This window comes from Saccharothrix tamanrassetensis (genome assembly GCF_014203665.1).
Taxonomy (GTDB): Bacteria; Actinomycetota; Actinomycetes; order Mycobacteriales; family Pseudonocardiaceae; genus Actinosynnema; species Actinosynnema tamanrassetense.
Map to the genome: position 1 here is coordinate 858755 of NZ_JACHJN010000002.1, position 22793 is coordinate 881547.

Sequence of the window (22793 nt, forward strand, 5' to 3'; positions counted from 1 at the left end):
CAAATCTCAGGAGACGGTCCTCTCGGTGGAGGTTCGCCGGATCAGGTGATGTCCTTGCGCTGGGTGACGGCCCAGCCGCCCAGGAAGAACAGCGCGGTCCAGGCCAGGAAGATCAACCCGCTGAGCCACCAGTCGAACGCGCCCAGCGCGCCCGCGATGGCCCGCAGCACGTCCTCCAGGTCCTCCGGCACCACGCCCGCCGTGGACAGGAACAGCGACGACGCCACCGAGCCGGTCAGGCCGTTCACCGAGCCGTTGGGCAGGAAGCCGATCAGCTCCGGCAGGCCCTGCGTGCTGACCACCAGCTGGATGCCGTTCTCGATGATCAGCATGTAGAGCACCAGCACCACGGTGGTGCCGACCGGGCTGGTCATCAGCGCGCCGACGCCCACGCCGAACATCGTCATCAGCACCGACGACAGCACGCCCACGCCGGCCAGCGCCAGCCAGCCGCCCGCCGACGGCAGCGCGCTGGCGTCCGAGGTGAGCGCGACGCCGATGCTCACCGCCGCCACGATCGCCAGGCCGTAGATCGCACCCCACAGCACGTAGACGATCAGCTTCGAGCTCAGCGCGGAGACCCGGTTCGGCGAGGTCAGGAAGGTGGTGGTGATGGTCTTGCGGTTGATCTCGTTGGAGATCGCCAGCCCGCCGAAGATCATCGGGAAGACGGTCGCGATGTTGATGCTGCGCGCCATCCCGAACAGCGCGACCTGCCACTGCGACGGGTCGATGCCGAGGATCCGGGTCAGCTCCTCGGCCTCCCTGCCGCTGACCGCGTCCATGATGTTCTTGCCGACGAACCCGGTGCCCAGCGCCCAGCCCAGGGCGATCAGCACGGTCGGGATCATCAGGCCCCACCACAGGCCCGTGGTGGTCGTCTTGCGGAATTCCGCCTTGATCAGGTTGCCCAGCATCACGCACCGCCCCCCAGACCGCCCTGGCCCTGCCCCTGCTGGTAACCCGATGGCGGGTCCTGGTAGCCGGGTGGCGGGGGAGCGGGCTGCTGCTGACCGGGCTGTTGGTGCACCGGTTGCTGGTAGCCCGACTGGTCGGGCTGCTGCTGGTAGCCGGGCTGGAACGCCGAAGGATCAGGCTGCTGGTGACCCGGCTGCTGGTAGCCGGGCTGTTGGTAGCCCGGCTGCTGGTAACCGGGCGGCTGCGGGAAGCCCGGTGGCGGCGATGCCTGGTAGCCCGGCTGCACCGGCTGCGGGCCGGTCTGCTGGTACGGCTGCTGGTAGCCCGGCGGCGGCGCGTAGTAGCCACTGCCCTGCGGCACCGGCGGCTGCTGCGGGCCCTGCGGACCGGAGTACTGGTTCGGGCCGGAGGCGGTGTACTGGCCGTTGGTCAGCCGGAAGAACAGCTGCTCCAGGTCGGCCTTCTCCTCCTGGATGCCGTAGATCGACACGCCCGCCTTCAACGCGGTGTCGGCGACCTGCCTGGCCTCCACCCCGGAGACCGCGATCCGCCCGTCCGGCACCTGCTCGATCGCCGTGATGCCGTCCGCCTGCAACGCCGCGACTAGCGCGGTCGTGTCCGACGGCTGCACCAGCACGCGGCTCTGCTGCTGGTCGCGCAGGTTGTCCAGCGGCCCGTAGTACATGGTCTGGCCGCGCGAGATGATCACCACCTGGTCCACCGTCTGCTCGACCTCGGCCAGCAGGTGGCTGGAGATCAGCACCGTGCGCCCGCTGCGGGCGTAGGACTGGAGGAACGACCGCAGCCACGCGATGCCCTCGGGGTCCAGGCCGTTGGAGGGCTCGTCCAGCACCAGCACCTGCGGGTCGCCGAGCAGCGCGGTGGCCAGCGCCAGCCGCTGCTTCATGCCGAGCGAGAACCCGCCCGCCCGGCGGTCGCCCGCCGCGCCCAGGCCCACCAGCTGCAGCACCTGGTCGGCCCGCGAGTCCGGCACGCCGATCGCCGCCGCGTACACCCGCAGGTGGTTGCGCGCCGAGCGCTTCGGGTGGAAGCCCTGCGCCTCCAGCACCGCGCCGACCACCCGCGCCGGGTTGCCGAGCTGGTGGAACGGCCTGCCGTTGATCAGACCGATGCCCGCCGTGGGCGTGACCAGGCCGAGCAACATGCGCAGCGTCGTCGTCTTGCCCGCCCCGTTGGGACCGAGGAAGCCGGTCACCGACCCCGGTTCCACCGTGAAGCTGAGATTCTGCACCGCTGCCACCGGACCGAACTGCTTGGTCAAGTTCTGCACCACGATGCGGCCACTGCCGTCGTGCACGCGTCCCTCCCGAATGCTCTTCGGGCGCCATCCTGCCCTAGGAGGGTCAGTCGGGTAGGGCGTGTCGCGGTTTCGACACCACGGCGGGTATCTCGGTGGTCGCCTCGGAGGTGGGCTGCGCGTCCGACGGCCGGCTGAACGGCTTGCGCAGCGGGCGCCGCCGTTCCCGGTGCGGCAGGCCGTCGCCGAGCAGGTGCTGGTGCGCCATCGTCCACACCTGGCAGGGCCACTTCTTGTGCCGCAGCACGCCGGGGCAGGCGCGGCAGCGACCGTCGGAATCGGGCTGGTGCACCGTGAGCAGCAGTCGCCAGCCGTCCGCGAGCCGGTGGATCTCCGCGCGGGCCAGCGGCACCAGCGCCTCGGCCGCGCCGCGTTCGGCGACTTCTTCGAGCTGGGACAGCCGGCGCAGCACGGCGGCGCGCAGTGACTCGTCCACGTCACATCCTGTCGGCGGCTTGGTCCAGCAGGCGGTGCAGCCTGCGGGTCTGCGTGACGGACATCACAGCGGATTCGCCGGGTGGGGCGACCAGCAGTACCCGGTCGTCCTCCACCAGCACGGTCATCGACCGGTCCCTGCCGAACGGGTCGTGACAGTCGATCCAGCCCTGTGGTTCAGCCATGTGCGCTCCGATCGGAGGTGACGGCGGCGCGTGGGCAACGCCACGCGAGGGGCGGGTGAACCCGCGGTGCGGCGGCGGGGCCCGCTCTGTCCATCGGCCGACCGGGCGTCGTGACTTACCTGTTACGCGGTGAATTCACTCGTTTGCTTGAGGCCGGGCACAGCGAGTGGTCCGAAAGGTAAAGATCTGTGCGCCAAGTGGGCGGGGTGGCTGGGCACGGCCACCGGAACCCGGCTAAGATTGGCCGTGCGGCCCGCTCCCAGTGACCCCCAGGCTGGTTGAGCGGGCCGCCTTTCTTTGCCCTGACGTGCGAGAAGGGGCGCCCACCGGCCGCGGTGGACGCCCCTTCTTCCTGCCGGCTCAGACTTCGAGCGGAGTGTGGGTGAGGCCGTGGGCCTCGGCGACCGGCAGGTTGGTCAGCAGACCGTCGTGCGTGTTCAGGCCCAGCGCCAGCGACCTGTCCGCGCGCAGCGCCGCCTGCCAGCCCTTGTCGGCCAGCGCCACGGCGTACGGCAGCGTCACGTTGGTCAGCGCGTAGGTGGACGTGCGCGGCACCGCGCCGGGCATGTTCGCCACGCAGTAGAAGACCGACTCGTGCACCGGGTAGGTGGGGTCGGCGTGGGTGGTGGGCCGGGAGTCGGCGAAGCAGCCGCCCTGGTCGATCGCGATGTCGACCAGCACCGAGCCGGGCTTCATCTGCGCCACCAGCTCGTTGCTGACCAGCTTGGGCGCCTTCGCGCCGGGCACCAGCACCGCGCCGATCACCAGGTCCGCGTCCCGCACGGCCTGCTCCACCGAGTAGCGGTTGGACGTGACGGTGCGCAGCTGCCCCCGGTAGAGGGCGTCGATGTGGCGCAGCCGGTCGACGTTGGTGTCCAGGATCTCGACGTCCGCGCCCAGGCCGACCGCGATGGTGGCCGCGTTCAGGCCCGCCACGCCGCCGCCGATCACGACCACCCGCGCCGGGTGCACGCCGGGCACGCCGCCGGGCAGCACGCCCCGCCCGCCGGACGGCTTCATCAGCGAGAACGCGCCGACCTGGGGCGCCAGCCGACCCGCGACCTCGGACATCGGGGCGAGCAGCGGCAGCGCGCCGTTCGGGGTCTGCACGGTCTCGTAGGCGATCGCGGTGGTGCCGGAGTCCAGCAGGGCCTGCGTCAGCGGCTGGTCGGCGGCCAGGTGCAGGTAGGTGAACAGCGTCTGGCCCTTGCGCAGCAGCGGGTACTCCTGCGCGATCGGCTCCTTGACTTTGAGCACCAGGTCGCCCTCGGCCCACACGTCCTCGGCCTTGGCCAGGATCTTCGCACCGGCGGCCAGGTACTCCTCGTCGGTGATCGCGGAGCCCAGACCCGCGCCCGCCTCCACGAACACGTCGTGACCGCGCAGGGTGAGCTCGTGGGCGCCCGCCGGGGTCAGCGCGACGCGGTATTCGTGGTTCTTGACCTCGCGGGGAACTGAGATCCGCACGGTGGGCTCCTTCGGCCGTTGTTACGCCCAAAGGTCCGGTACGGCCATCCGACTGTCATCGTGCCCGCGGCACGAACACGGCGGGGTGCGGTTGTGCCGACCGGACAACGACCCCCCGCCCAGTCGGGCAACGACCCTTGCCCGATCGGGCAGCGGCCCCTCTCCCGGTCGGACAGCGGCCGCTCGTCCGACCGGGCGACGGCCGAGGGGCCCGGACTCCCTGGACCCGCGTTGACACCCGTCCCGCCGGGGACTTAGCTTGCTGGCGTTCGCCCAACTGAACATCGGCCGCGGTGTCACCTGACACCGGAACCCGAGCGGGAGAGTCTCCAGTGGTCTGGAGCGCCGAAGGAGCAAGTACCCCGCACACTCTCAGGCAACGAGAACCGCTCGGGCGAGGCGACTCTGGAAAGCGTGCTCACGCGCGCACCCACGGTGCAAGCCGGGTCCGATCGACGGCACAGCCGTCGTGGCGGCGCGGCGAAGCTCTCAGGTCCCAGGACAGAGAGGGGACCTGGCCGGCGTGCACCCGAGGAGCTGACGAAGTGACCTTTCCGGACAACCTGCTGTACACCCCTGAGCACGAGTGGGTCGACTGGACCCCGGGTACCCAGGACCCCGTGGCGATCGGCATCACGTCCTACGCGGCGGAGTCCCTCGGCGACATCGTGTTCGTCCAGTTGCCCGCCGTGGGTGACCGCGTGAAGTCCGGCGACGTGTGCGGCGAACTGGAGTCCACCAAGTCGGTGAGCGACCTGTACGCGCCGGTCAGCGGCGAGGTGGTGGAGGTCAACGCGGCGGCGGCGGACGACCCGTCGCTGATCAACAACGACCCGTACGGCGCGGGCTGGCTGTTCAAGGTGGCCGTGGAGGACGCGTCGGGCCTGCTGACGGCCGCCAAGTACGCGGAACTGACCGGGGACTGAGCGCCGTGGCGATCAGCGTCTTCGACCTGTTCTCCATCGGCATCGGGCCGTCGAGCTCGCACACGGTCGGTCCCATGCGCGCGGCGACGATGTTCGTCGCGCGGCTGGGCGACCGGGTGGCGTCGGTGGACCGGGTGCACGTCCAGCTGTTCGGCTCCCTGGGCGCTACCGGGCACGGCCACGGCAGCCCCAAGGCCGTGCTGCTGGGTCTGGAGGGCCACAAGCCGGAGGACGTCGACCCGGTGACCGCCGACCGGCGCGTGGCGGAGATCCGGGCGACCGACCGGCTGGTGCTCGGTGGCGTGAAGGAGGTCCCGTTCACCGAGGACACCGACCTCGTCATGCACCGCCGCAAGTCGCTCCCGCTGCACCCCAACGGGATGAGCTTCGCGGCGTACCACGGCGCGGACGTCGTCGACGAGGCCGTGTACTACTCGGTCGGCGGTGGCTTCGTGGTGGACGAGAACGCGACCGGCACGGACCGGATCAAGGCCGACGAGACACCGATCGCCTACCCGTTCAAGACCGGTGACGAACTGCTGGCCCGCACCAGGGAGACCGGGCTGTCCATCAGCGAGGTCATGCTGGCGAACGAGACCTCGTGGCGGCCCGAGGCGGAGGTGCGGTCGGAGCTGCTGCGCATCTGGGGCGTGATGCAGGAGTGCGTCGAGCGCGGCTGCAACCAGGACGGTGTGCTGCCGGGAGGGCTGAAGGTCCGGCGGCGCGCGGCCGAGATGCGGCAACGGCTCGCGGCCGAGCACTACGCCACCGACCCGCTGCGGGTGATGGACTGGGTGACGCTGTTCGCGTTGGCCGTCAACGAGGAGAACGCCGCCGGCGGGCGGGTGGTGACCGCGCCGACCAACGGGGCGGCCGGGATCGTGCCGGCCGTGCTGCACTACTACACCCGTTTCGTGCCGGGCGCTTCGGACGACGGCGTGGTGCGGTTCCTGCTGACCGCCGGTGCGGTCGGCGTGCTGTTCAAGGAGAACGCGTCGATCTCCGGTGCCGAGGTCGGGTGCCAGGGCGAGGTCGGCTCGGCGTGCTCGATGGCCGCCGGGGGGCTGGCCGAGGTGCTGGGCGGGACGCCGGAGCAGGTGGAGAACGCGGCCGAGATCGCCATGGAGCACAACCTCGGGCTGACGTGCGACCCCATCGGCGGGCTGGTGCAGATCCCCTGCATCGAGCGCAACGCGCTGGCGTCGATCAAGGCGATCACCGCGGCGCGGATGGCGTTGCGCGGCGACGGATCGCACTTCGTGTCGCTGGACAAGGTCATCAAGACCATGCGCGAGACCGGCAAGGACATGAAGGTCAAGTACAAGGAAACGGCGCGCGGCGGCTTGGCCGTCAACGTCATCGAGTGCTGACCGCGGTGGGGTCCATGACCGAGCACGTCCGGCCGTTCCTCGGCAGGTGGGTCATGGACTCCGCCCGCACGGCCTACTCCGGCGGGGTGCCCCGGGCGTATGGCGGGACGACGTTTCGGTGTACCGAAGGTACTCGGGGGAGAGCGCGAACCAGGAGGACGAGAACCGTTGGCCCGACTGTAGGTCGTGATCAGGCCACGGCCCGCTGAGGTCATCTCGTCGACCCCGCACCCGGACCCGACCGGCCAGGACGCGCGCGGTCTCGACAGGTCCTCACGATCAACTCGGTGGCTCGCACCCAGGTCACCGGCCTCCGGCAGCAGGATCACGATCTACCGCTGGAGTAACGGATTCCAAGCTGTCTCGGGAGTCGCCCGGCCATTCGGTGGCTTGCCCTGACGGCACGCACAGCGTGAAGCTGCTGTGGTCCGTGGAAACCGGCCAGGCGGGGCGAGCAAGTGGACGAACTTGAGACGCTCGACGACCTTCGTGCCCGTCACGGGCCGATCTTCCAGCGCGGGCCGGGCGTGCTCTACGTGGGCGAACCCGCTGAGGCGAAAGCCGTTCTGGCCAACACCGGGTCGCGTTACCGGGAGCACTCGGACTTCTTCCAGACCGGCAAGGGCCTCCTCGGGCCGCGTTCGACGCAGCAGGAGATCGGCCGGGTGGCGCGGAACCTGCTGCGCGATCACTGGACCGCCCGGTCGAGCCGGTTGGCGGCGACCGTCGAGCGGGAGATCGGGCCGGACAGCCGATGGCCGGACGCGGGAAACCTGTTGCTGTACAAGTGTTTCCGGGACGTGCTGGTGCCGGAGGGCAAGCTGCGCGGGCTCGTCGACCAAGTGGTCCGGCACGCGGTGCTGGCCGGCGCGCGAGACCGCCGGTCGGTGCTGTCGCGGGCCGTGCTGCGGAGCAGGATCCGCCGCGCACTGGTCGCCGAGCTGTCCCGCCGGCGCACCCGGGACGTGCGGGCGCCGGCCGACCTGCTGGACGTCCTCGCCGCCGCCGCGCCGGACGGCGCCCCGCGCACGGTGCTGGTGCAGCTGGCGGAGGTGTTCCTGTCCTTCCTGTTCGCGGTCACGGGCTCGACGGGGTTCCTGCTGGGCTGGTCGGTGTACCTGCTGGGCAGCGAACCCGAAGCGCGCGGAGACCTGGCCGGTGTGGTGCGCGAGGCGTTGCGGCTGTGGCCGGTGGCCTGGAACTTCGGCCGCTCTCCCGCCGAGCCCCACCGGCTGGCCGGAACCGAGGTCACGACGTCCGACGAGGTGGTGGTGTGCAGCTACCTCGTGCACCGGGACAGCCGCTTCTGGCCCGACCCCGACGAGTTCCGCCCGGAGCGGTGGTCGGCCGGCCCGCCGCGGGGCGGCACGGAGGCGTTCATCCCGTTCGGCTGGGGCACCCACGCCTGCGTGGCGGCGGGCTTCGCCGTCCAGCTGGTCGAGGACGTTTTGCGGCTGCTGCCGCCGGCCGAGCGGTGGCGGGTCGAGGCCCACCGGCACCGGCCACACGTCGCGGCCGCGCTCGCACCACCGGACTTCACCCTCCGCACGAACGGTTCCCGCACGGGTGGAGGGAGGTGAACATGTCGAAGATCATCCACGCCGCGCTGGTGGCGCTCAACATCCGCAAGAGTGATGCCGAGTACCGCTGGTACTTGTACCACCACATCTGATCGGCGCAGGTGGGGAGCGTGGCCACACGCTCCCCACCGTTGGGGGACACATGATGACCGGTCCCGACGACCCGGACCTGTTGGCGGACCTGCGTGGCCCCGACGCCGAGCACGACGGGGTGTTCTGGCACGGCGACCGGCGGTTGATGGTGTTCGACGCCGACGCGGCGAGCCGAGCCAACGCCGAGAACTTCGCCGACCTGACGCTGCCCGACCGGTTCGTCGACCAGATCCGCGGGCGCCGCAGCCCGGTCGTGTCGTGGCGGCAGGTGCGTTCGCTGTGGCTGTCCCAGATGCGGGTGCTCGGCGAGGAGGGCCACCTGCGCGCACTGGCCGACCGCATGGCCGCGGTGCTGGACGACCGCCGGGACCAGCACGTGGATTTCGCGTGGCTGGCACACGAGGTGATGTTCCGCGCCCTGGTCCCCGTGGTGCTCGACGGACTGTCCACTTCGGATCAGGCTTGGCTCGCTCGCGACGCGATCGCGAAGCTGACCCGGCTGGACGCGGGCCCCGGTGGTCAGACCCGCCGGCAGCAGTGGCAGGCCGTCGTCGCCCAGGCGCACACCGGTCGGGTCGTGCGCAAGGAGATCCGCCGCCGGGCGCGTGGCGGGCGCACCCGCACCGACCTCACCCAGCCCATCGTGGACCGGTTGCTGCCCGCCCTCGGCCCGGACCGGGCGCTGGAGGCGGTGACGACGGTCCTGACCGCGATCGCCGGGCCACCGGGCGCGGTGGCCGGCTGCCTGATGTACGAACTGGCGAAACGCCCCGAGTGGGCGGCCACCCTGGCGGAGGAGTTCGCGGCCGGTTCCGTCGAGCGGCTGTACCGGTCCGGCACCAGGTCCGCGCCGATCGCGCACCGGTTCGTGAAAGAGGTCCTGCGGATGTGGTCGGCCCCGCTGCTGATGACCCGCAGCGCCCGGGTGCCGCTGACGGTTCGCGCCCACCGGCTCGCAGTGGGCCAGCACTACCTGGTGAGCCCTTACCTGGTCAACCACGATGAGCGGCACTGGTCCGACCCGGACACGTTCGACCCGGACCGGTGGTCGGCCGGGGCGGCCCGTCGCCCGCCCGGCGGGCACTACTACGTGCCGTTCGGGTGGGCGCCCACCGCCTGCATCGGCGCCGGGCTGGGGAGCGTCCAGTTGGTGCTGCTGGCCCAGCTGCTGTGCACCCGGTTCCGGCTGGAGCTGCGTGCGCCCGATGCCGCCCGGGTCTCCCTGGGGGCCGTGCCGCGACCCTTGGACTTCGACGGGTGGGTCCGCCCTCGCGGACCCGCCGCGGCCGATGCCACGTAGCGCACCGACATCTGCCGCACCGACATCTGCCGGACCGCATCTCCGGGCACGTCCTAGGGGAGGACGGCTTCGATCGCCTTCACCACCGACTCGTCCTCGGGGTCGGTCGCCGGCCGGAAGCGGGCCACGACCTCGCCGGAGGGCGCGACCAGGAACTTCTCGAAGTTCCACTTCACGTCGCCGGCCTCGCCCTCGGCGTCCGGGTGGGAGACCAGCTCCGCGTACAGCGGGTGGCGGTCGGGGCCGTTGACGTCGACCTTCTCGAACAGCGGGAACGTCACGCCGTAGGTGGCCGAGCAGAACGCGGCGATCTCCTCGGCGGTGCCCGGCTCCTGGCCCGCGAACTGGTTGCACGGGAAGCCGACCACCGAGAAGCCGGCGGCGCCGTACCGCTCCTGGAGCCGCTCCAGACCCGCGTACTGCGGCGTGAGGCCGCACCGCGAGGCGACGTTGACCACCAGCAACGCCTTGCCGCGCAACGATCCCAGGCTGCTCGGCTCGCCGGACAGGGTGTGCACGGGGATGTCGTGGATGCTCATGCCGCCAGCCTACGTGCCGTTCCCCGGCCGGAAGACGGCGACGACCACCCGCAGCCCCAGCAGCACGCTGATCACCAGCAGGTTGTAGCCGAACACGTGGTACAGCGAGATGTCCGGGCCGACCTGGGGTCCGCCGTCCGCGCCGAGCAGCAGCACGGCCATCACGCCGGCCGTCGCCCCCAGCACGGTCAGCATGACCTGGTGCAGGATGCCGACCAGGAAGTGCCGGTCGCGCTCGTCGGCGAACAGGCGGATGCCCACGCTGAGCCGGCCCTGCTCCAACGCGCTGGAGATCCGCTCGATCCGGCGCGGCAGCCGCTTGACCATCGGCAGCATCGAGTACAGCTCCTCGGTCACGGTGCGGCGCAGCGACTCCGGGGTGAGGCGCTCGCTGAACTGCTTGTCCGCGAACGCCCGCGACTCGACCACGATGTTGAACCCCGGCGACAGCGCGCCCAGCGTCCCCTCCGCGGTGGCCAGCGCCCGGAACACCGCGGCGATCTCCGGCGGGATGCTCAACCCGTACCGGTACACCAGCTTGAACAGGTCGCCGAACATGTCGACGTCCGGCCGCATCCCGGCGCCCAGGTGCCGTGCCATGAACTGGCCGAGCGCCCGTTCCAGTTGCTGCTCGTCGATGTCGTCGGGCCGCGACACCAGTTCCAGCAACGAGTCCCGCAGCCCGGCCGGGTCGCCGTGGTCGATGGCGAGCAGCAGCTTGCCCAGCGCGGAGCGCAGCTGCGCGTCGATCCGGCCGACCGAGCCGAAGTCCAGCATGCCGAGCCGGCCGTCGTGCAGCAGCAGGATGTTCCCCGGATGAGGGTCCGCGTGGAACACGCCGTTGAGCATCACCTGGCGCAGCAGCACGTCCAGCAGGGATCGGGCCAGCGCGTCGCGGTCCGCGGACTCCAACGTCGCCGACCGCACCGGCACGCCGTCGAGCCGTTCCATCACCAGGACCCTTGACGTGCAGAGGTCCTCGTACACCTTCGGCAGCACGACGCTGGTCTCCGTCGACGCCGCGCGCACGGCCGCCAGGTTGCGCGCCTCCACCCGGAAGTCGAGTTCTTCGCGCAGCGCGCCGGAGAAGCCGGCCGCGAGGTCCTTCACGCCGATCGCCTTGCCCCACCGCGTCCGGTCGTGCAGGGACGACGCCAGCCGGCTCACGATGTCCAGGTCGCCCTCGGCGACCCGCCGCACGCCGGGCCGCTGCACCTTCACCACGACGTCCTCGCCGGACTTCAGCCGTGCCCGGTGCACCTGCGCCACGGACGCGGCCGCGATCGGCGTCTCGTCGAACTCGGCGAACACCTCCTCGGGCGAGCCGAGTTCGGCCACCAGCACCTCCCGCACGGACGGCCACGGCGCGGCGGGCACGTTGTCCTGCAACAGGGTCAGCTCGTCCACCACGTCGGGCGGCAGCAGGTCCGGCCGGGTGGACAGCACCTGGCCGAGCTTGACGAAGGTGACCCCGCCCTCCTCCAGCGCGAGCCGCAGCGACCGCGCGAGGCGGGTGTCGGTGCGCTCCCGCCCGCGCAGGTACGGCCCGAGGCCGTGCCGGAACGCGATGGCGGTGATCCGCGAGTACCTCCGGCCGCGCGCGATCCGGCTGCGGAGCGCGCGCCACCACTCGGTCGGCGGCGGCACGGACCCGGTGGGCACGATGATCTCGGCGAACGTCAGCAGCGCGATCATCACCAGCAGCGCGATGCCGAGCTGGACGGTGCCCAGCGCGCCCGTGGTGTCCGGTCCGGGCATCTCGCTGAGCACGCTCGCCGTCACCGACAGGCCCAGCATGCACGCCAGCGCGGTGCGCACCAGCCCGACGCGCAGCCCGAGGATGCGCCGCGCGGCCAGCGCGATGCCCAGGATCAGCGCCAGGAACGTCAGCGGCACGCCGACCGCGTAGACCAGGAAATCGCCCATGTGTCTCCCCCAACCCGTTCGGGCGGAGGATAGATCGGCCCGGCTGAGACAGGCGATCCGGAGGAAGAGATCGGGTCACTCGGGCGACCCGTCCCGTCCGCAGGGGGTGGGGGTCTTCGGGAAGCGTTTCCAGCGGTCCAGTTCAGCGACGTGGACGGTATCGACGCTGGTGGGCGGTGTCTCCACGGTTCGGCCGACAGGTCCGAGGGTTCGACCGGAAACGGGGCGCGCCCACTTCGAGGCCCTGGCGGTGGCCACGGCTTCGGCGGCGGTGCCGTGGAGTTCCGGCAGTTCGGGTCGTCGGTGCCGCTCGCGGGTCCGCTCCGGCCCGGCCGGCGGGACGTGCGACTTCCCGACCGGGCCCGACCGTCAGAAGTCGAACACCGGTCCCGTGTCGGCGTGCATCGCGCACGGGTTGGGGAACTCGGCGGCGAACTCCCGCGTCTCGCCGCGCCACGTGCCGGTGGCGGACACCTTGACCGGGTCGTACTCCAGCGTGCAGACCGCCGTTTCCGTTGCCAGGTTGGAGATCTCGCCGTCCACGGGCGACAGCGCGTCGCACGCCTCGGCGGCCCTGGGGTGGCTGCCGCCGGTCGGTCCGCAGGTCAGGTTCATCAGCCGGACCGAGTCGCGGTGGGTCACGCTCAGCGCGAACCCGGACTCCGGAACGGCGAAAACCGGGATGAGCGCGGCGATGGCCGCGAGTAGGGGGAGTGGTGCCATGCGCCCACCCTGGCCCGCACGGCACCACGTCCTCCAGCCATGTCACTACATCGTGTGATCTCTCAAACGGATCGCACCACCAGATCGGCCACCGCCCGCATCCCGGCGGCGTTGGGGTGCACGGGGAACGCCGGCGCGGTGGGGACCAGGCCCTCCACCCACTTCACGCCGGGCAGCGCGCACACGTCCCGGCCGAGGCTGCTCGGGTACGGGTCGACGAACGTCGCGCCGTCGGCCGACGCTTGGGCGCCGATCATGGCGTTCAGGGAGCGCTGGGTGGCGTCCAGGTAGGGCACGTCGCCCACCGCGATCGGCACCACCGGCCAGCACCCGCCGGCCGGCGGCAGGATGCGCAGGTACCCGACGACGACGACTTCCGCGTTCGGTGACCGCTGCTTGATCCCCTGCAGCACAGCGGCGACCTTCGGCGCGGCGGCGGCGATCCGGGCGGCCAGCACGTCCGTCCCGCCGGCCGTGTAGTGCTGCCGGCACGGTGCGCCCAGTGGTGCGCGCAGGCTCTCCCGCGCGCACGTCAGGATGATCTCGCCGAACCCGATGTCGTTGCCGCCGATGGTGACGGTCACCAGGTCGGTGTCCTCGGTCAGGGCGCTGAACTGCGGCGGGTTCGGGCCGAACAGCACCTCCTGCGGGGCGGTCATGTCCTCGGTCGTCGCGCCGCCGCACGAGACGTCGGCGAACTCGTCGACGCCGAGTTCCGCCGCCACCAGCGACGCGTAGTTGCGCGTGGAACGGAAGCAGCCCAACGGATCGGCGCGTTGGGCGGGGATGAACGGGCCGGACGCGTACGAGTCGCCGAGGGCGACGTAGCGCTGGTGCTGCGGCGCGGCGGAAGCGGTGGTCGGTACCAGGAAAGCGGCGAGCAGGGCGAGCAGCGCGGCGAGGCGGACGGTCATCGGCGACCTTCTTCGACTCACGGGGTAAGCGGGCGGTACGGATGGTGGCTGTGAGGTAGCTCACTGTCAAGACCGCATCTCCGGTCCGGGCACCAGGGTGGGTGGATGGCGAACCGGACTTCTGGTGTGCGCAGGGTCGCGCTGGCCAGTTCCGCGGGCAACGCGGTGGAGCTGTACGACTTCCTGCTCTACGGAACCGCGACCGCGCTGGTGTTCGACAAGCTGTTCTTCCCGACTTTCGACCCCCGGATCGGCACGCTGCTGGCGTTCGCCACCTTCGGCGCGGGGTTCCTCGCCCGGCCGCTCGGCGGCGTCGTGATCGGCCACTTCGGCGACCGCATCGGGCGGCGGGCGATGCTCGTGCTCACGCTGACCGTGACGGGCGTGTGCACGGTGCTGATCGGCGTGCTGCCGACGTACGACTCGATCGGCATCGCCGCGCCGGTCCTGTTGGTGGTGTTGAGGGTCGTGCAGGGGTTCTTCCTCGGCGGCGAGCAGGGCGGGGCGACCCTGATGGCGGTCGAGCACGCGCCGCCGGGCCGCACGGCGTGGTACGGCAGCTGGACGTTCCTGGGGTCGCCGATCGGCCTGGTGCTGGCGAACGGGGCGATGGCCGCGTCCACGGCGGTCTCCGGGGACGCGTTCCTGTCGTGGGGCTGGCGGCTGCCGTTCCTGTTCAGCCTGGTGCTGGTCGGCGTCGGGCTCTACGTGCGGCTGTCGGTCGAGGAGAGCCCGGAGTTCCGCGCGGTGCGCGCCGAGAAGGGCGCGCTGCCGCTGCCCATCGTCGACGTGCTGCGCCGGTCGTGGGGGAAGGTGCTGCTCGGGGCGGGCGTGAACCTCGGGTTCAACATGTTCATCTTCGTGCTCGCCACGTTCGTCGTCTCTTACGGCGACAAGCAGTTGGGGGTGCCGCGGTCGACCTTGCTGAACGCCGGGCTGGTGGGTGCGGCGGCACAGGCGGTGGCGATCCTGGTGTTCGCCCGGCTGTCGGATCGCGTGGGGCGGCTTCCGGTGATGCTCGGCGGCGCGGTCTTCCTCGGCGTGTTCGCGCTGCCGCTGTTCTGGTTGCTGGAGACCCGTTCACCGGTGTTGGTGCTGGTCGGGATGGTCATCGGGTTCGCCGGGTCGGCCGCCCTGTTCGGACCCATGCCCGCCTACTACGCGGAGCTGTTCGGCACGCGGGTGCGGTACAGCGGGGTGTCGTTGAGCTACCAGTTGGGCGCGGTGCTCGGCGGCGGGCTGTCGCCGTTGATCGCGGTGTGGCTGTTGGGACTGGGCCAGGGGTCCTGGCCGGTGTCGGTGTACCTGATCTTCGGGGCGTTGGTCAGCGCGGTGTCGTTGCTGGCGATCGGTGAAACCCTCCGTCGTCAACCGTCCACAGGGGACTCGAGGAGCGGTGCGGAGCCCTTCGCGCAGTGAAGGCGCGGCCGGCATCGCTACCGCCCGGAGCCGCCATCGTCGGGCGATGGCGGCTCTGCGGTGGGGAACCGGTCAGGTGCGGGCGAGTACGCGGTCCAGGACCTCGGTGACCGTGGCGGCGGGGTCGGCGGATACTTCGGTGGTGCGCCAGGCGATCACGCCGTCCGGCCGGATGAGGGCGGCGCCGGTCTCGCCGATGCCGTAGCGCTTGGCCAGTTCGCCGGTCGGGTCGGTCACGACCGGTGTGTCGACCGGGGTGCCCGACCACGCCTCGTTGAGGGTGAGCAGGGCCCAGTCGTGGAACAGGTCGACGGTGGACTTGGTGACGCCCTCGTGCGTCACGGTCACGTGGGGCGCGCGGAAACCGGGGCGACCACTGGGGTCCAGCGGGTTCTCCAGCAATGAAGGGTCGGTGTCGTCGGCCAGCACGGCGTTGGAACGGCAGCGGTAGCCGAACACCAGTTGCGTGGGGTCCACCAGCTCCGGCACGTCCGGTCCCGCGAGGTGCGGTGCCAGGCGCTGCACGTAGTTGGCGAACGAACCGTCGACGACGTACCGCGCGAACGGTCGCCGCTCGGGTTCGTAGCTGTCCAGCAACCCCGGCCCCGCTTCACCCTTCAGCACGGCGGCGAGTTTCCACGCGATGTCGTAGCCGTCGCCGACGGCGGTGTTGCCGCCCATGCCGCCGGTCGGGGGCGTCACCTTCGCCGCGTCACCGACGAGGAACACCCGGCCGGCGCGGAAGCTGTCGCTCAGCCACGCCGCCATCTCCCACGACGTGATCTCCACGATGTCCGGCTCCAGCTCGGGCACGTCCGTGGCGATCCGCAGCAGCTCGGTGCAACGGGACGGCGGGAAGTCGGCCAGGGACTCGCCCTTCTCCGGGTGGTACTCGACGGTGAACACGTTGCGGCGTGCGGTGTTCGTCATGATGAACGCGCCGGTGAACGCCGGGTTCTGGAGGTAGAACAGAGTGCCCTTGTCGGCCGCGATGCGGTCGCCCATGTCCGCGTCGAACACGACGCCGATGTGGTGCGCGAGCGGCCCGCGCCCCTGCCGCTGGATGCCGAGCGACTCCCGCACGAACGACCGGTGGCCGTCCGCCCCGACCAGGTAGTCCGCCGACACCTGGAACGTCTCGCCGGTCGCGCGGTCCAGGACCTGTGCCGTGACACCGGAACCGTCCTGGGTGAACGACTTCAGCTCGTGCCCGAACCGCACGTCCGCCCCGTGCTCGCGGGCCTTCGCCAGCAGGATCGGCTCGACGAAGTCCTGGCTGGTCATGCCGAGCCGCTCCGGGCTCAGCCCTTGGTCGAGTTCGTCCTCCTCGTGCACGATCGTGTGGAAGACCTTGCCCCGCAGGCTTTCCGCCACCTTGATCACGATGCCGCCGGCCACCCCCTCGCTGCCGCGCAGCACCTCGTCCGCCACGCCGGCGCGGCGGAAGATCTCCATCGTGCGGTGGGTCTGCCCGGTCGCCCTGGGGTGCGGGGAGGTACCGGAGTGCTTCGCGAGGCCGAGCACCGAGATGCCCTGCTGCGCGAGGAAGAGCGTGGCAGTCAGTCCGCCGAGCCCCGCCCCCACCACCAGTACCTGGACACGCCTGTCTTCTCTCATGGCATGAATCTTAGAGTCTAAGAGACTTAGTTGGCAAGCGAAATCGTGCGGTGGGTCCGGGCGGACTCGAAGGCGGCTGCCACGACCTCCAGGCCGGCGATCGCGTCGGCTACCGGGACGGGGCTCCGACCTGCCGCGATGGCTGCGTAGAAGTCCTGGTAAGCGCCGCGTTCGGTCTCGACCGGGGTTCGGGGGGAGGTGCCGGAGAGGGTTCCCCAGGACTCCTCGGCGTCCGCGCCCCAGTCGGTCCCGCCGGGGATCGCGCCGGCCTTCAGGAGCTCCTCCTGCGGGTCCATGCCGTGCTTCACGTACGCCGCCTTGTCGCCCAGGACGCGGAACCTCGGCCCGAGGTCGGCGGCCAGCGCGGACGCCCAGAGGTGTGACACGGTGCCGTTGGCGTGGGTGAGCGCGAGGAACGCGTCGTCGTGCGCCTTCGCGTCCGGGCGGAGGGTGCGGACCTCGGCGTAGACGGTGGTCGGCCGGCCGAACAGGGCCACTGCCTGGTCGATCAGGTGGGTGCCCAGGTCGAAGACGATGCTGCCCTGGTCGGCGGGGTCGCCGGATTCCTTCCACGAGTCCTTCGGTTCCGGTCGCCAGCGCTCGAAGCGGGACTCGAAGCGGTGGACGTCGCCGAGGGTGCCCGCGTCGACGAGCGCGCGGACGGTGCGGAAGTCGCCGTCCCAGCGGCGGTTGTGGAACGGGATCACCCGGACGCCCCGTTCGGCGGCCAGGGCGGCGAGGGCGCGCGCGGTGGCGGCGGAATCGGCGAAAGGCTTGTCCACGACGGTGTTCAGGCCGTGCTCCAGAGCCGAACGTGCGTGCGAAGCGTGGTGCCGGTTGGGTGTCGTCACCACGGCGAGGTCGAACTCGTCGGCGCGCCGCAGGACGTCGTCGAGGGATGGGACGACCTCGGTGCCGGGGTACTTCGAGGCCACCTCCGCCTGGCGCTCCTCGTTGGCGGTGACCACGGCGGACAGGGTCAAGCCGGGGGTGGTGGCGATGAACGGCGCGTGGAACGCGGACCCGCCGAGTCCGTAGCCGATGAGTGCGGTGCGCATAGTGGCGACCATAAACTTCCCACGACGTGGACGCCCTGTCGCGACCGGTCACCCAGCGCTACCTTCAGCGTCATGAGTCTCCTGGTGGCGCGGCGGCACGTGGACTACGTGCGCGTCACCAGCATGGCCTGTCGTCTCGGCTGACCCACCCCTCTGCGCGTCGTCCCCCTTCGTCGTGCCCGAAAACCCTTGCCGCCCTTGACAGGAGCACCAGCATGTCCTGGTCTTTCGAAACCAAGCAGGTTCACTCCGGAGCGTCCCCCGACCCGGCCACCGGAGCGCGCGCCACCCCGATCTACCAGACCACCTCGTACGTCTTCCGGGACACGGCGCACGGTGCGGCGTTGTTCAGCCTCGCGGAGCCGGGCAACATCTACACCCGCATCAACAACCCCACCCAGGACGTGCTCGAACAGCGGGTCGCCGCGCTCGAAGGCGGCGTGGCGGCGGTGGCCTTCGCGTCCGGCCAGGCCGCCGAGACCGCGACCATCCTGAACCTCGCCCGTGCGGGTGACCACCTGGTGTCCAGCGCGTCCCTCTACGGGGGCACCTACAACCTGTTCCACTACACGCTGCCCAAGCTCGGCATCGAGGTGTCCTTCGTGGACGACCCGGACGACCTGGAGGAGTGGCGCGCGGCCGTGCGCCCCAACACCAAGCTGTTCTTCGCCGAGTCCCTCGCCAACCCGCGCAGCAACGTGCTCGACATCGAGGCGGTGGCCGAGGTCGCGCACCAGGCGGGCGTGCCGCTGGTGGTGGACAACACCGTGCCGACCCCGTACCTGCTCCGGCCGCTGGAGCACGGTGCGGACATCGTCGTGCACTCGGCCACCAAGTACCTCGGCGGCCACGGCACCGCGGTCGCGGGCGTGGTCGTCGACGGCGGCAAGTTCGACTTCGGGGACGCGGAGCGGTTCCCCGACTTCAACGAGCCGGATCCCAGCTACCACGGGTTGCAGTACTGGCCCGTGCTGGGGCACGGGGCGTTCGCCGCGAAGCTGCGGGTGCAGGGCCTGCGGGACACCGGCGCGGCGATCGCCCCGTTGACCAGCTTCCTGATCCTGCAGGGGATCGAGACGCTGTCGTTGCGCATCGACCGGCACGTGGCCAACGCGCGGGCGCTGGCCGAGTGGCTGGAGGCGCGCGACGAGGTGGAGAAGGTGCACTACGCCGGCCTCCAGTCGTCGCGCTGGCACTCGCTGGCGCAGAAGTACCTGCCGCTGGGCGCGGGTGCGGTGGTGTCGTTCGAGCTGCGTGGCGGCGCTGAGGCGGGCAGGGCGTTCGTGGACGGCGTCGAGCTGTTCAGCCACCTGGTGAACATCGGGGACGTGCGCAGCCTGATCGCGCACCCGGCCAGCACCACGCACAGCCAGCTCACGCCGGACGAGCAGGCGATCGCGGGCGTCTCGCCGGGCCTGGTGCGGCTCTCGGTGGGCATCGAAGGGCTGGAGGACCTCAAGGCGGACCTGGAGGCGGGGTTCCGGGCCGCCAAGTCCGTGCAGTGAGCAACGGGTCCACGGTGAGCGTCGGGTCCACGAGTTCCGGGTCCACTGTCGGGGAGACCTCTCCCGCCGCCGGCGGGTGGCGGGAGGGGGGCCCGAACGGTCGTCGCGAGTGGGTCGACGGTGTGCTGGCGGGCTTGCCGCTGCCGGGACTGCCGGCGGTGGAGGCGCCGGGGACTTCGGGTGGCCCGCCGCCGGGGCTGCCGGTGCGGGTCGCCTACGAGACCTGGGGAACGTTGAACCCCGAGCGGTCCAACGCGGTGCTGGTGCTGCACGCGCTGACCGGTGACAGCCACGTGGTCGGGGGTGTCGAGCCCGGCCACCCGACGCCGGGGTGGTGGGACGGCCTGATCGGGCCCGGGCTGCCGTTGGACCCCGCGCGGTGGTTCGTCGTCGCGCCCAACGTGCTGGGCGGGTGCCAGGGGACCACCGGGCCCTGGTCGGTGGCGCCCGACGGACGGCCGTGGGGCGCGCGGTTCCCCCGGATCTCGGTGCGGGACCAGGTGGCGGCCGAGGTCCTGCTGGCCGATGCGCTGGGGATCGACGCGTGGGCGGCCGTGGTCGGCGGCTCGATGGGCGGGATGCGCGCACTGGAATGGGCGGTTTCGCTTCCCGACCGGGTGAAGTCGCTGCTGGTGCTCGCCGCGCCGGCGGCGAGCACGGCCGAGCAGATCGCACTGGCTTCGGCACAGCTGCACGCGATCCGACTGGACCCGGTCGCGGGGATGGGCGTCGCTCGGCGGATCGCGCACCTGAGCTACCGGAGCGAACCGGAGTTGACGGCCCGGTTCGGCCGGGAGCGGCAGGCGGACGGCCGGTTCGCGGTCGAGTCTTATCTGGATCACCACGCGGAGAAGCTGATCCGACGGTTCGACCCGGAGAGCTACGTGGTGCTCACCGAGGCCATGAACGGCCACGACGTCGGGCTCGGACGCGGCGGGGTGCGGGCCGCGCTGGCCCGGGTGACCGCTCGGACCATCGTGGCCGGCATCGACTCGGACCGCCTCTACCCGTTGCCCCAACAGGCGGAGATCGCGGACGGGGTCGGCGTGGACCTGCGGGTGGTGAAGTCGGACTTCGGTCACGACGGGTTCTTGATCGAGGTGGAACAGGTAGGAGCACTGGTCGCGGAACTACTGGCAGACCTGCCCGCTTGACACCCGGACCCACGCCAACCTTCAAGCCGTGCGCTCCGCACACACGCGTCTCTTCGTGTTCTCCCCGTATGGCCTGCCCGGAGGGCTACCGCGCTTGGTCGGGGAGTGCAAGCACGCTTTTCGCTTGCGCTCCCCGACCAAGGGTGGTCGTCTTTGACAGGCCATGCGGGGAGAACACGAGGCCCTTCCGTTTTTCCTCCCCGGAGGTCTGCCAAGCGGCGAGCGTTTCTCTTGGTTCTAGTCTGAGGGCTAAAAGCGATCCAGATCAAGTCGCTGATCGCTGCCGCTGAAAAGAAAAAAGCGTCCTCGCCGGACGGGCAGGCCGCCAAGGATCCCATAAAACCAAAGCATAAAAGATGCGAGCAGGCTGTGCGTCATCCCCGCATGTCCTGGTCAAAGACAACCGCACTTGTCTTGGGAATGCAAGCGAAAAGCGTGCTTGCATTCCCAAGACAAGTGCGGTTCGCTGCGCGCAGGCCATACGGGGATGACACACAGCTAGGCAGGGATGTGCGCTGCGCGCGGCTGGGCGGCTGGGCGGCTGGGCGCGGCTGGGCGCGGCTGGGCGCGGCTGGCGGGTGTTGGCGGGTGTTGGCGGGGGCGGGGGCGGGTGTCGGTTGAGCGCGGGGGGTGCGTGGGACGGGGGGCATGGCAATGGGGAGGCCCCGCAGGCGTGGAGCTGGTGCCTGCGGGGCCGTTGTGGTGGTGGTGAGTGGCTGTCAGAAGCCTGCGGTGATCCGGGTGAACTCCCAGTCGGGCTGCGGGACACCGGAGCAGTTGGACGACACCTGGCCGTCGCAGCCGCCACGGTCGCGGTTGACCGCCCAGAACGAGAACCTGCCCAGGCCGTTGGACTTGGCCCAGTCGCGCAGTTGGGTCCAGGTGGCCGTGGTGGTCGTCTCGCGCTGGTCGGACAGGCCGTTCATGCCGGAGATGCCCGAGTGGTTGAACGCCACCGCGTCGGACCAGCCGAAGACCGCCTTCAGCTTGTCCTTCAGCGCCGTGGTGGAGTTGATGGTGTCCGTCTTGATGTCGGTGCTGCCGAAGTCGAACGGCATCAAGGTGAACACGTCGATGTTGGCCCCGATCGCCTGCGAGCGCTCGATCAGGCGGTTGCCCCAGGAGTTCGGGCCGGTCTTCGTGGTCGGGATGGTGACGATGGTCTGGATGCCCGGGTTGTTCTGCTTCACGATCTTCAGGGCTTCCAGGATCCGGTCCTGCACCGCCGCGTTCTCGAACTCGTCGGTGTTCTCGATGTCGATGTCGATCGCCTTGAGGCGGTACGCGTCGATCACCTTCTGGTACGCGCCGGCGAGCAGTTGCGGGGTCGAGCAGTTCGGGCCGAGCTTGTTGCCGCTCCACCCGCCGAACGACGGGACGATGTCGCCGCCCGCCGCGCGGATCTGGTTGATGGCGTTGGCGTCGATGCCGCCGGTCAGCGGGCGGTTGCCGTCCCACGCCGGGTTGCAGCCGCCCTGGGCCAGCACGAACGCCATGGTGAACCACTTGATGCCGGTCGCGTTCATCACGGTCTGCGGCGCGGGCGGGTTGCCCCAGCCGAGGAACAGGTACGGCGCGCCGCGGCCCGCGATCGGGTCGGGGCCGCCGGGGCCGGTGGTCGCGCTGACCTCGTTGGACGGGGTGGACGTGTTGCCCGCCGCGTCCTTGGCCCGCACGGTGAACTGGTAGGCGGTGGACGGGGAGAGCCCGGACACGGTTGCGGTCGTGCCCGTGACGGTGGCCGCGACGGAAGCGCCGCGGTAGACGTCGTACCCGGTGACGCCCACGTTGTCGGTGGACGCGTCCCAGGCCAGCGCCACCGAGTTGGCGGTGGTGCCGGTGGCGCGGAGGTTGCCCGGCGCGCTGGGCGCCGTCTTGTCGCCGCCGCCGCCTCCGCCGGCGCAGGGGGCGCCGTTGACGGTGCAGTTGACGGGCAGGCCGCCGCCGGTGCCGACGAAGCCGAAGCTGCGCGTGGCGCCGTTCGCGATGCTGCCGTTGTACTCCCGGTTGGTCGCCACGTAGTGGTTGCCCGTACGGGTGATCAACGCATCCCAGTACGACCCCATCGCGGTGCCCGCGGGCAGGTCGAACTCGACCTTCCACGTGCTGACCGCACCGGGGCCGCCGTTGCTGATGGTGAACTTGCCCTCGAAGCCGCTGCCCCAGTCCTGGGGCTTGGCGAAGGTGGCGGTGACGCCGGGGGCGGCCGATGCGGCCGGTACCGACAACGCCAGAGATCCGATGGCCAGCGCGCTTGCCGCCAGCAGCGCGCCCAATCGTGGTTTCATGCGGGACTCCTCGGCGGATTGGCAGGGTAATCGCGCCCACCGGGGAGACTGGTCTAGA

At 71.0% G+C, this 22793-nt stretch carries 19 protein-coding genes, 1 pseudogene and 1 riboswitch; of the genes and pseudogenes, 8 read left to right on the plus strand and 12 right to left on the minus strand.

Going from position 1 to position 22793, the window contains the following annotated elements:
* Nucleotides 1-41: 41 nt before the first annotated feature.
* From FHS29_RS08950 to ald, 5 genes are all read right to left on the minus strand, one after another.
* The gene (locus FHS29_RS08950) at nt 42-917 is read right to left on the minus strand and encodes an ABC-2 transporter permease (protein WP_184689910.1); all 876 of its coding nucleotides are present in this window, start codon (nt 915-917) and stop codon (nt 42-44) included.
* Nucleotides 917-2236: an ABC transporter ATP-binding protein gene (locus FHS29_RS08955; protein ID WP_184689917.1), complete on the minus strand. Its 1320-nt coding sequence runs from the start codon at nt 2234-2236 to the stop codon at nt 917-919. The genes FHS29_RS08950 and FHS29_RS08955 overlap by 1 nt, the downstream gene beginning before the upstream one ends.
* Nucleotides 2237-2282: 46 nt before the next feature.
* On the minus strand, nt 2283-2672 hold the full coding sequence (locus tag FHS29_RS08960; RefSeq protein ID WP_184689918.1) for a hypothetical protein: 390 nt from the start codon (nt 2670-2672) through the stop codon (nt 2283-2285).
* A gap of 1 nt (nt 2673) precedes the next feature.
* Nucleotides 2674-2856, minus strand: coding sequence for a hypothetical protein (locus FHS29_RS08965; protein WP_041315353.1), 183 nt, complete (start codon nt 2854-2856; stop codon nt 2674-2676).
* 360 nt (nt 2857-3216) lie between these two features.
* Nucleotides 3217-4323, minus strand: coding sequence for an alanine dehydrogenase (gene ald / locus FHS29_RS08970; RefSeq protein WP_184689920.1), 1107 nt, complete (start codon nt 4321-4323; stop codon nt 3217-3219).
* 308 nt (nt 4324-4631) lie between these two features.
* Nucleotides 4632-4722, plus strand: a riboswitch (glycine riboswitch).
* Nucleotides 4723-4868: 146 nt separating this feature from the next.
* Here ald and gcvH point away from each other — a divergent pair.
* The 5 genes from gcvH (at nt 4869) to FHS29_RS08990 (ending at nt 9592) form a co-directional block, all read left to right on the plus strand.
* Nucleotides 4869-5249: a glycine cleavage system protein GcvH gene (gcvH, locus tag FHS29_RS08975; RefSeq protein ID WP_184689921.1), complete on the plus strand. Its 381-nt coding sequence runs from the start codon at nt 4869-4871 to the stop codon at nt 5247-5249.
* 5 nt (nt 5250-5254) lie between these two features.
* Nucleotides 5255-6619, plus strand: coding sequence for an L-serine ammonia-lyase (locus FHS29_RS08980; protein ID WP_184689923.1), 1365 nt, complete (start codon nt 5255-5257; stop codon nt 6617-6619).
* Between the two features lie 458 nt (nt 6620-7077).
* Nucleotides 7078-8199 carry a cytochrome P450 gene (locus FHS29_RS37630; protein WP_184689924.1) on the plus strand — a complete coding sequence of 374 codons (1122 nt, stop codon included), beginning with the start codon at nt 7078-7080 and terminating at the stop codon, nt 8197-8199.
* A 2-nt stretch (nt 8200-8201) separates the two neighbouring features.
* A complete protein-coding gene (locus FHS29_RS38655) occupies nt 8202-8291 on the plus strand; it encodes a hyalucidin A family RiPP precursor (protein ID WP_459178535.1) in 90 nt (29 codons plus the stop codon).
* Nucleotides 8292-8344: 53 nt separating this feature from the next.
* The gene (locus FHS29_RS08990; protein ID WP_184689926.1) at nt 8345-9592 is read left to right on the plus strand and encodes a cytochrome P450; all 1248 of its coding nucleotides are present in this window, start codon (nt 8345-8347) and stop codon (nt 9590-9592) included.
* A gap of 53 nt (nt 9593-9645) precedes the next feature.
* Here FHS29_RS08990 and FHS29_RS08995 read toward each other — a convergent pair whose 3' ends face one another.
* From FHS29_RS08995 to FHS29_RS09010, 4 genes are all read right to left on the minus strand, one after another.
* On the minus strand, nt 9646-10131 hold the full coding sequence (locus FHS29_RS08995) for a glutathione peroxidase (RefSeq protein ID WP_184689927.1): 486 nt from the start codon (nt 10129-10131) through the stop codon (nt 9646-9648).
* Between the two features lie 9 nt (nt 10132-10140).
* The gene (locus FHS29_RS09000; protein WP_184689929.1) at nt 10141-12057 is read right to left on the minus strand and encodes an ABC1 kinase family protein; all 1917 of its coding nucleotides are present in this window, start codon (nt 12055-12057) and stop codon (nt 10141-10143) included.
* 369 nt (nt 12058-12426) lie between these two features.
* Complete coding sequence (locus FHS29_RS09005; protein WP_184689930.1) at nt 12427-12780, minus strand: SSI family serine proteinase inhibitor; 354 nt, start codon at nt 12778-12780, stop codon at nt 12427-12429.
* A 62-nt stretch (nt 12781-12842) separates the two neighbouring features.
* Nucleotides 12843-13694, minus strand: coding sequence for an SGNH/GDSL hydrolase family protein (locus FHS29_RS09010; protein WP_184689932.1), 852 nt, complete (start codon nt 13692-13694; stop codon nt 12843-12845).
* A gap of 105 nt (nt 13695-13799) precedes the next feature.
* On the opposite strand from FHS29_RS09010, the gene FHS29_RS09015 reads away from it, so the two are divergent.
* Entirely contained in the window at nt 13800-15113 is a 1314-nt protein-coding gene (locus FHS29_RS09015) for an MFS transporter (RefSeq protein ID WP_184689934.1), read from the plus strand.
* 72 nt (nt 15114-15185) lie between these two features.
* Here the strand turns inward: FHS29_RS09015 and rdmE are convergent, their stop codons facing one another.
* Nucleotides 15186-16730, minus strand: a complete 1545-nt coding sequence (gene rdmE, locus FHS29_RS09020; RefSeq protein WP_184689936.1) for an aklavinone 12-hydroxylase RdmE — start codon at nt 16728-16730, stop codon at nt 15186-15188.
* Between the two features lie 26 nt (nt 16731-16756).
* Nucleotides 16757-17788: a Gfo/Idh/MocA family protein gene (locus tag FHS29_RS09025; protein ID WP_184689938.1), complete on the minus strand. Its 1032-nt coding sequence runs from the start codon at nt 17786-17788 to the stop codon at nt 16757-16759.
* A gap of 206 nt (nt 17789-17994) precedes the next feature.
* Here FHS29_RS09025 and FHS29_RS09030 point away from each other — a divergent pair.
* Both FHS29_RS09030 and metX read left to right on the plus strand, forming a co-directional pair.
* Nucleotides 17995-19293: pseudogene (locus FHS29_RS09030) on the plus strand (bifunctional o-acetylhomoserine/o-acetylserine sulfhydrylase); the annotation flags it as partial.
* Between the two features lie 14 nt (nt 19294-19307).
* The gene (gene metX, locus FHS29_RS09035; protein WP_184690121.1) at nt 19308-20447 is read left to right on the plus strand and encodes a homoserine O-acetyltransferase MetX; all 1140 of its coding nucleotides are present in this window, start codon (nt 19308-19310) and stop codon (nt 20445-20447) included.
* Between the two features lie 719 nt (nt 20448-21166).
* Here the strand turns inward: metX and FHS29_RS09040 are convergent.
* A complete protein-coding gene (locus FHS29_RS09040; protein ID WP_184689940.1) occupies nt 21167-22735 on the minus strand; it encodes a cellulose binding domain-containing protein in 1569 nt (522 codons plus the stop codon).
* Nucleotides 22736-22793: the final 58 nt, after the last annotated feature.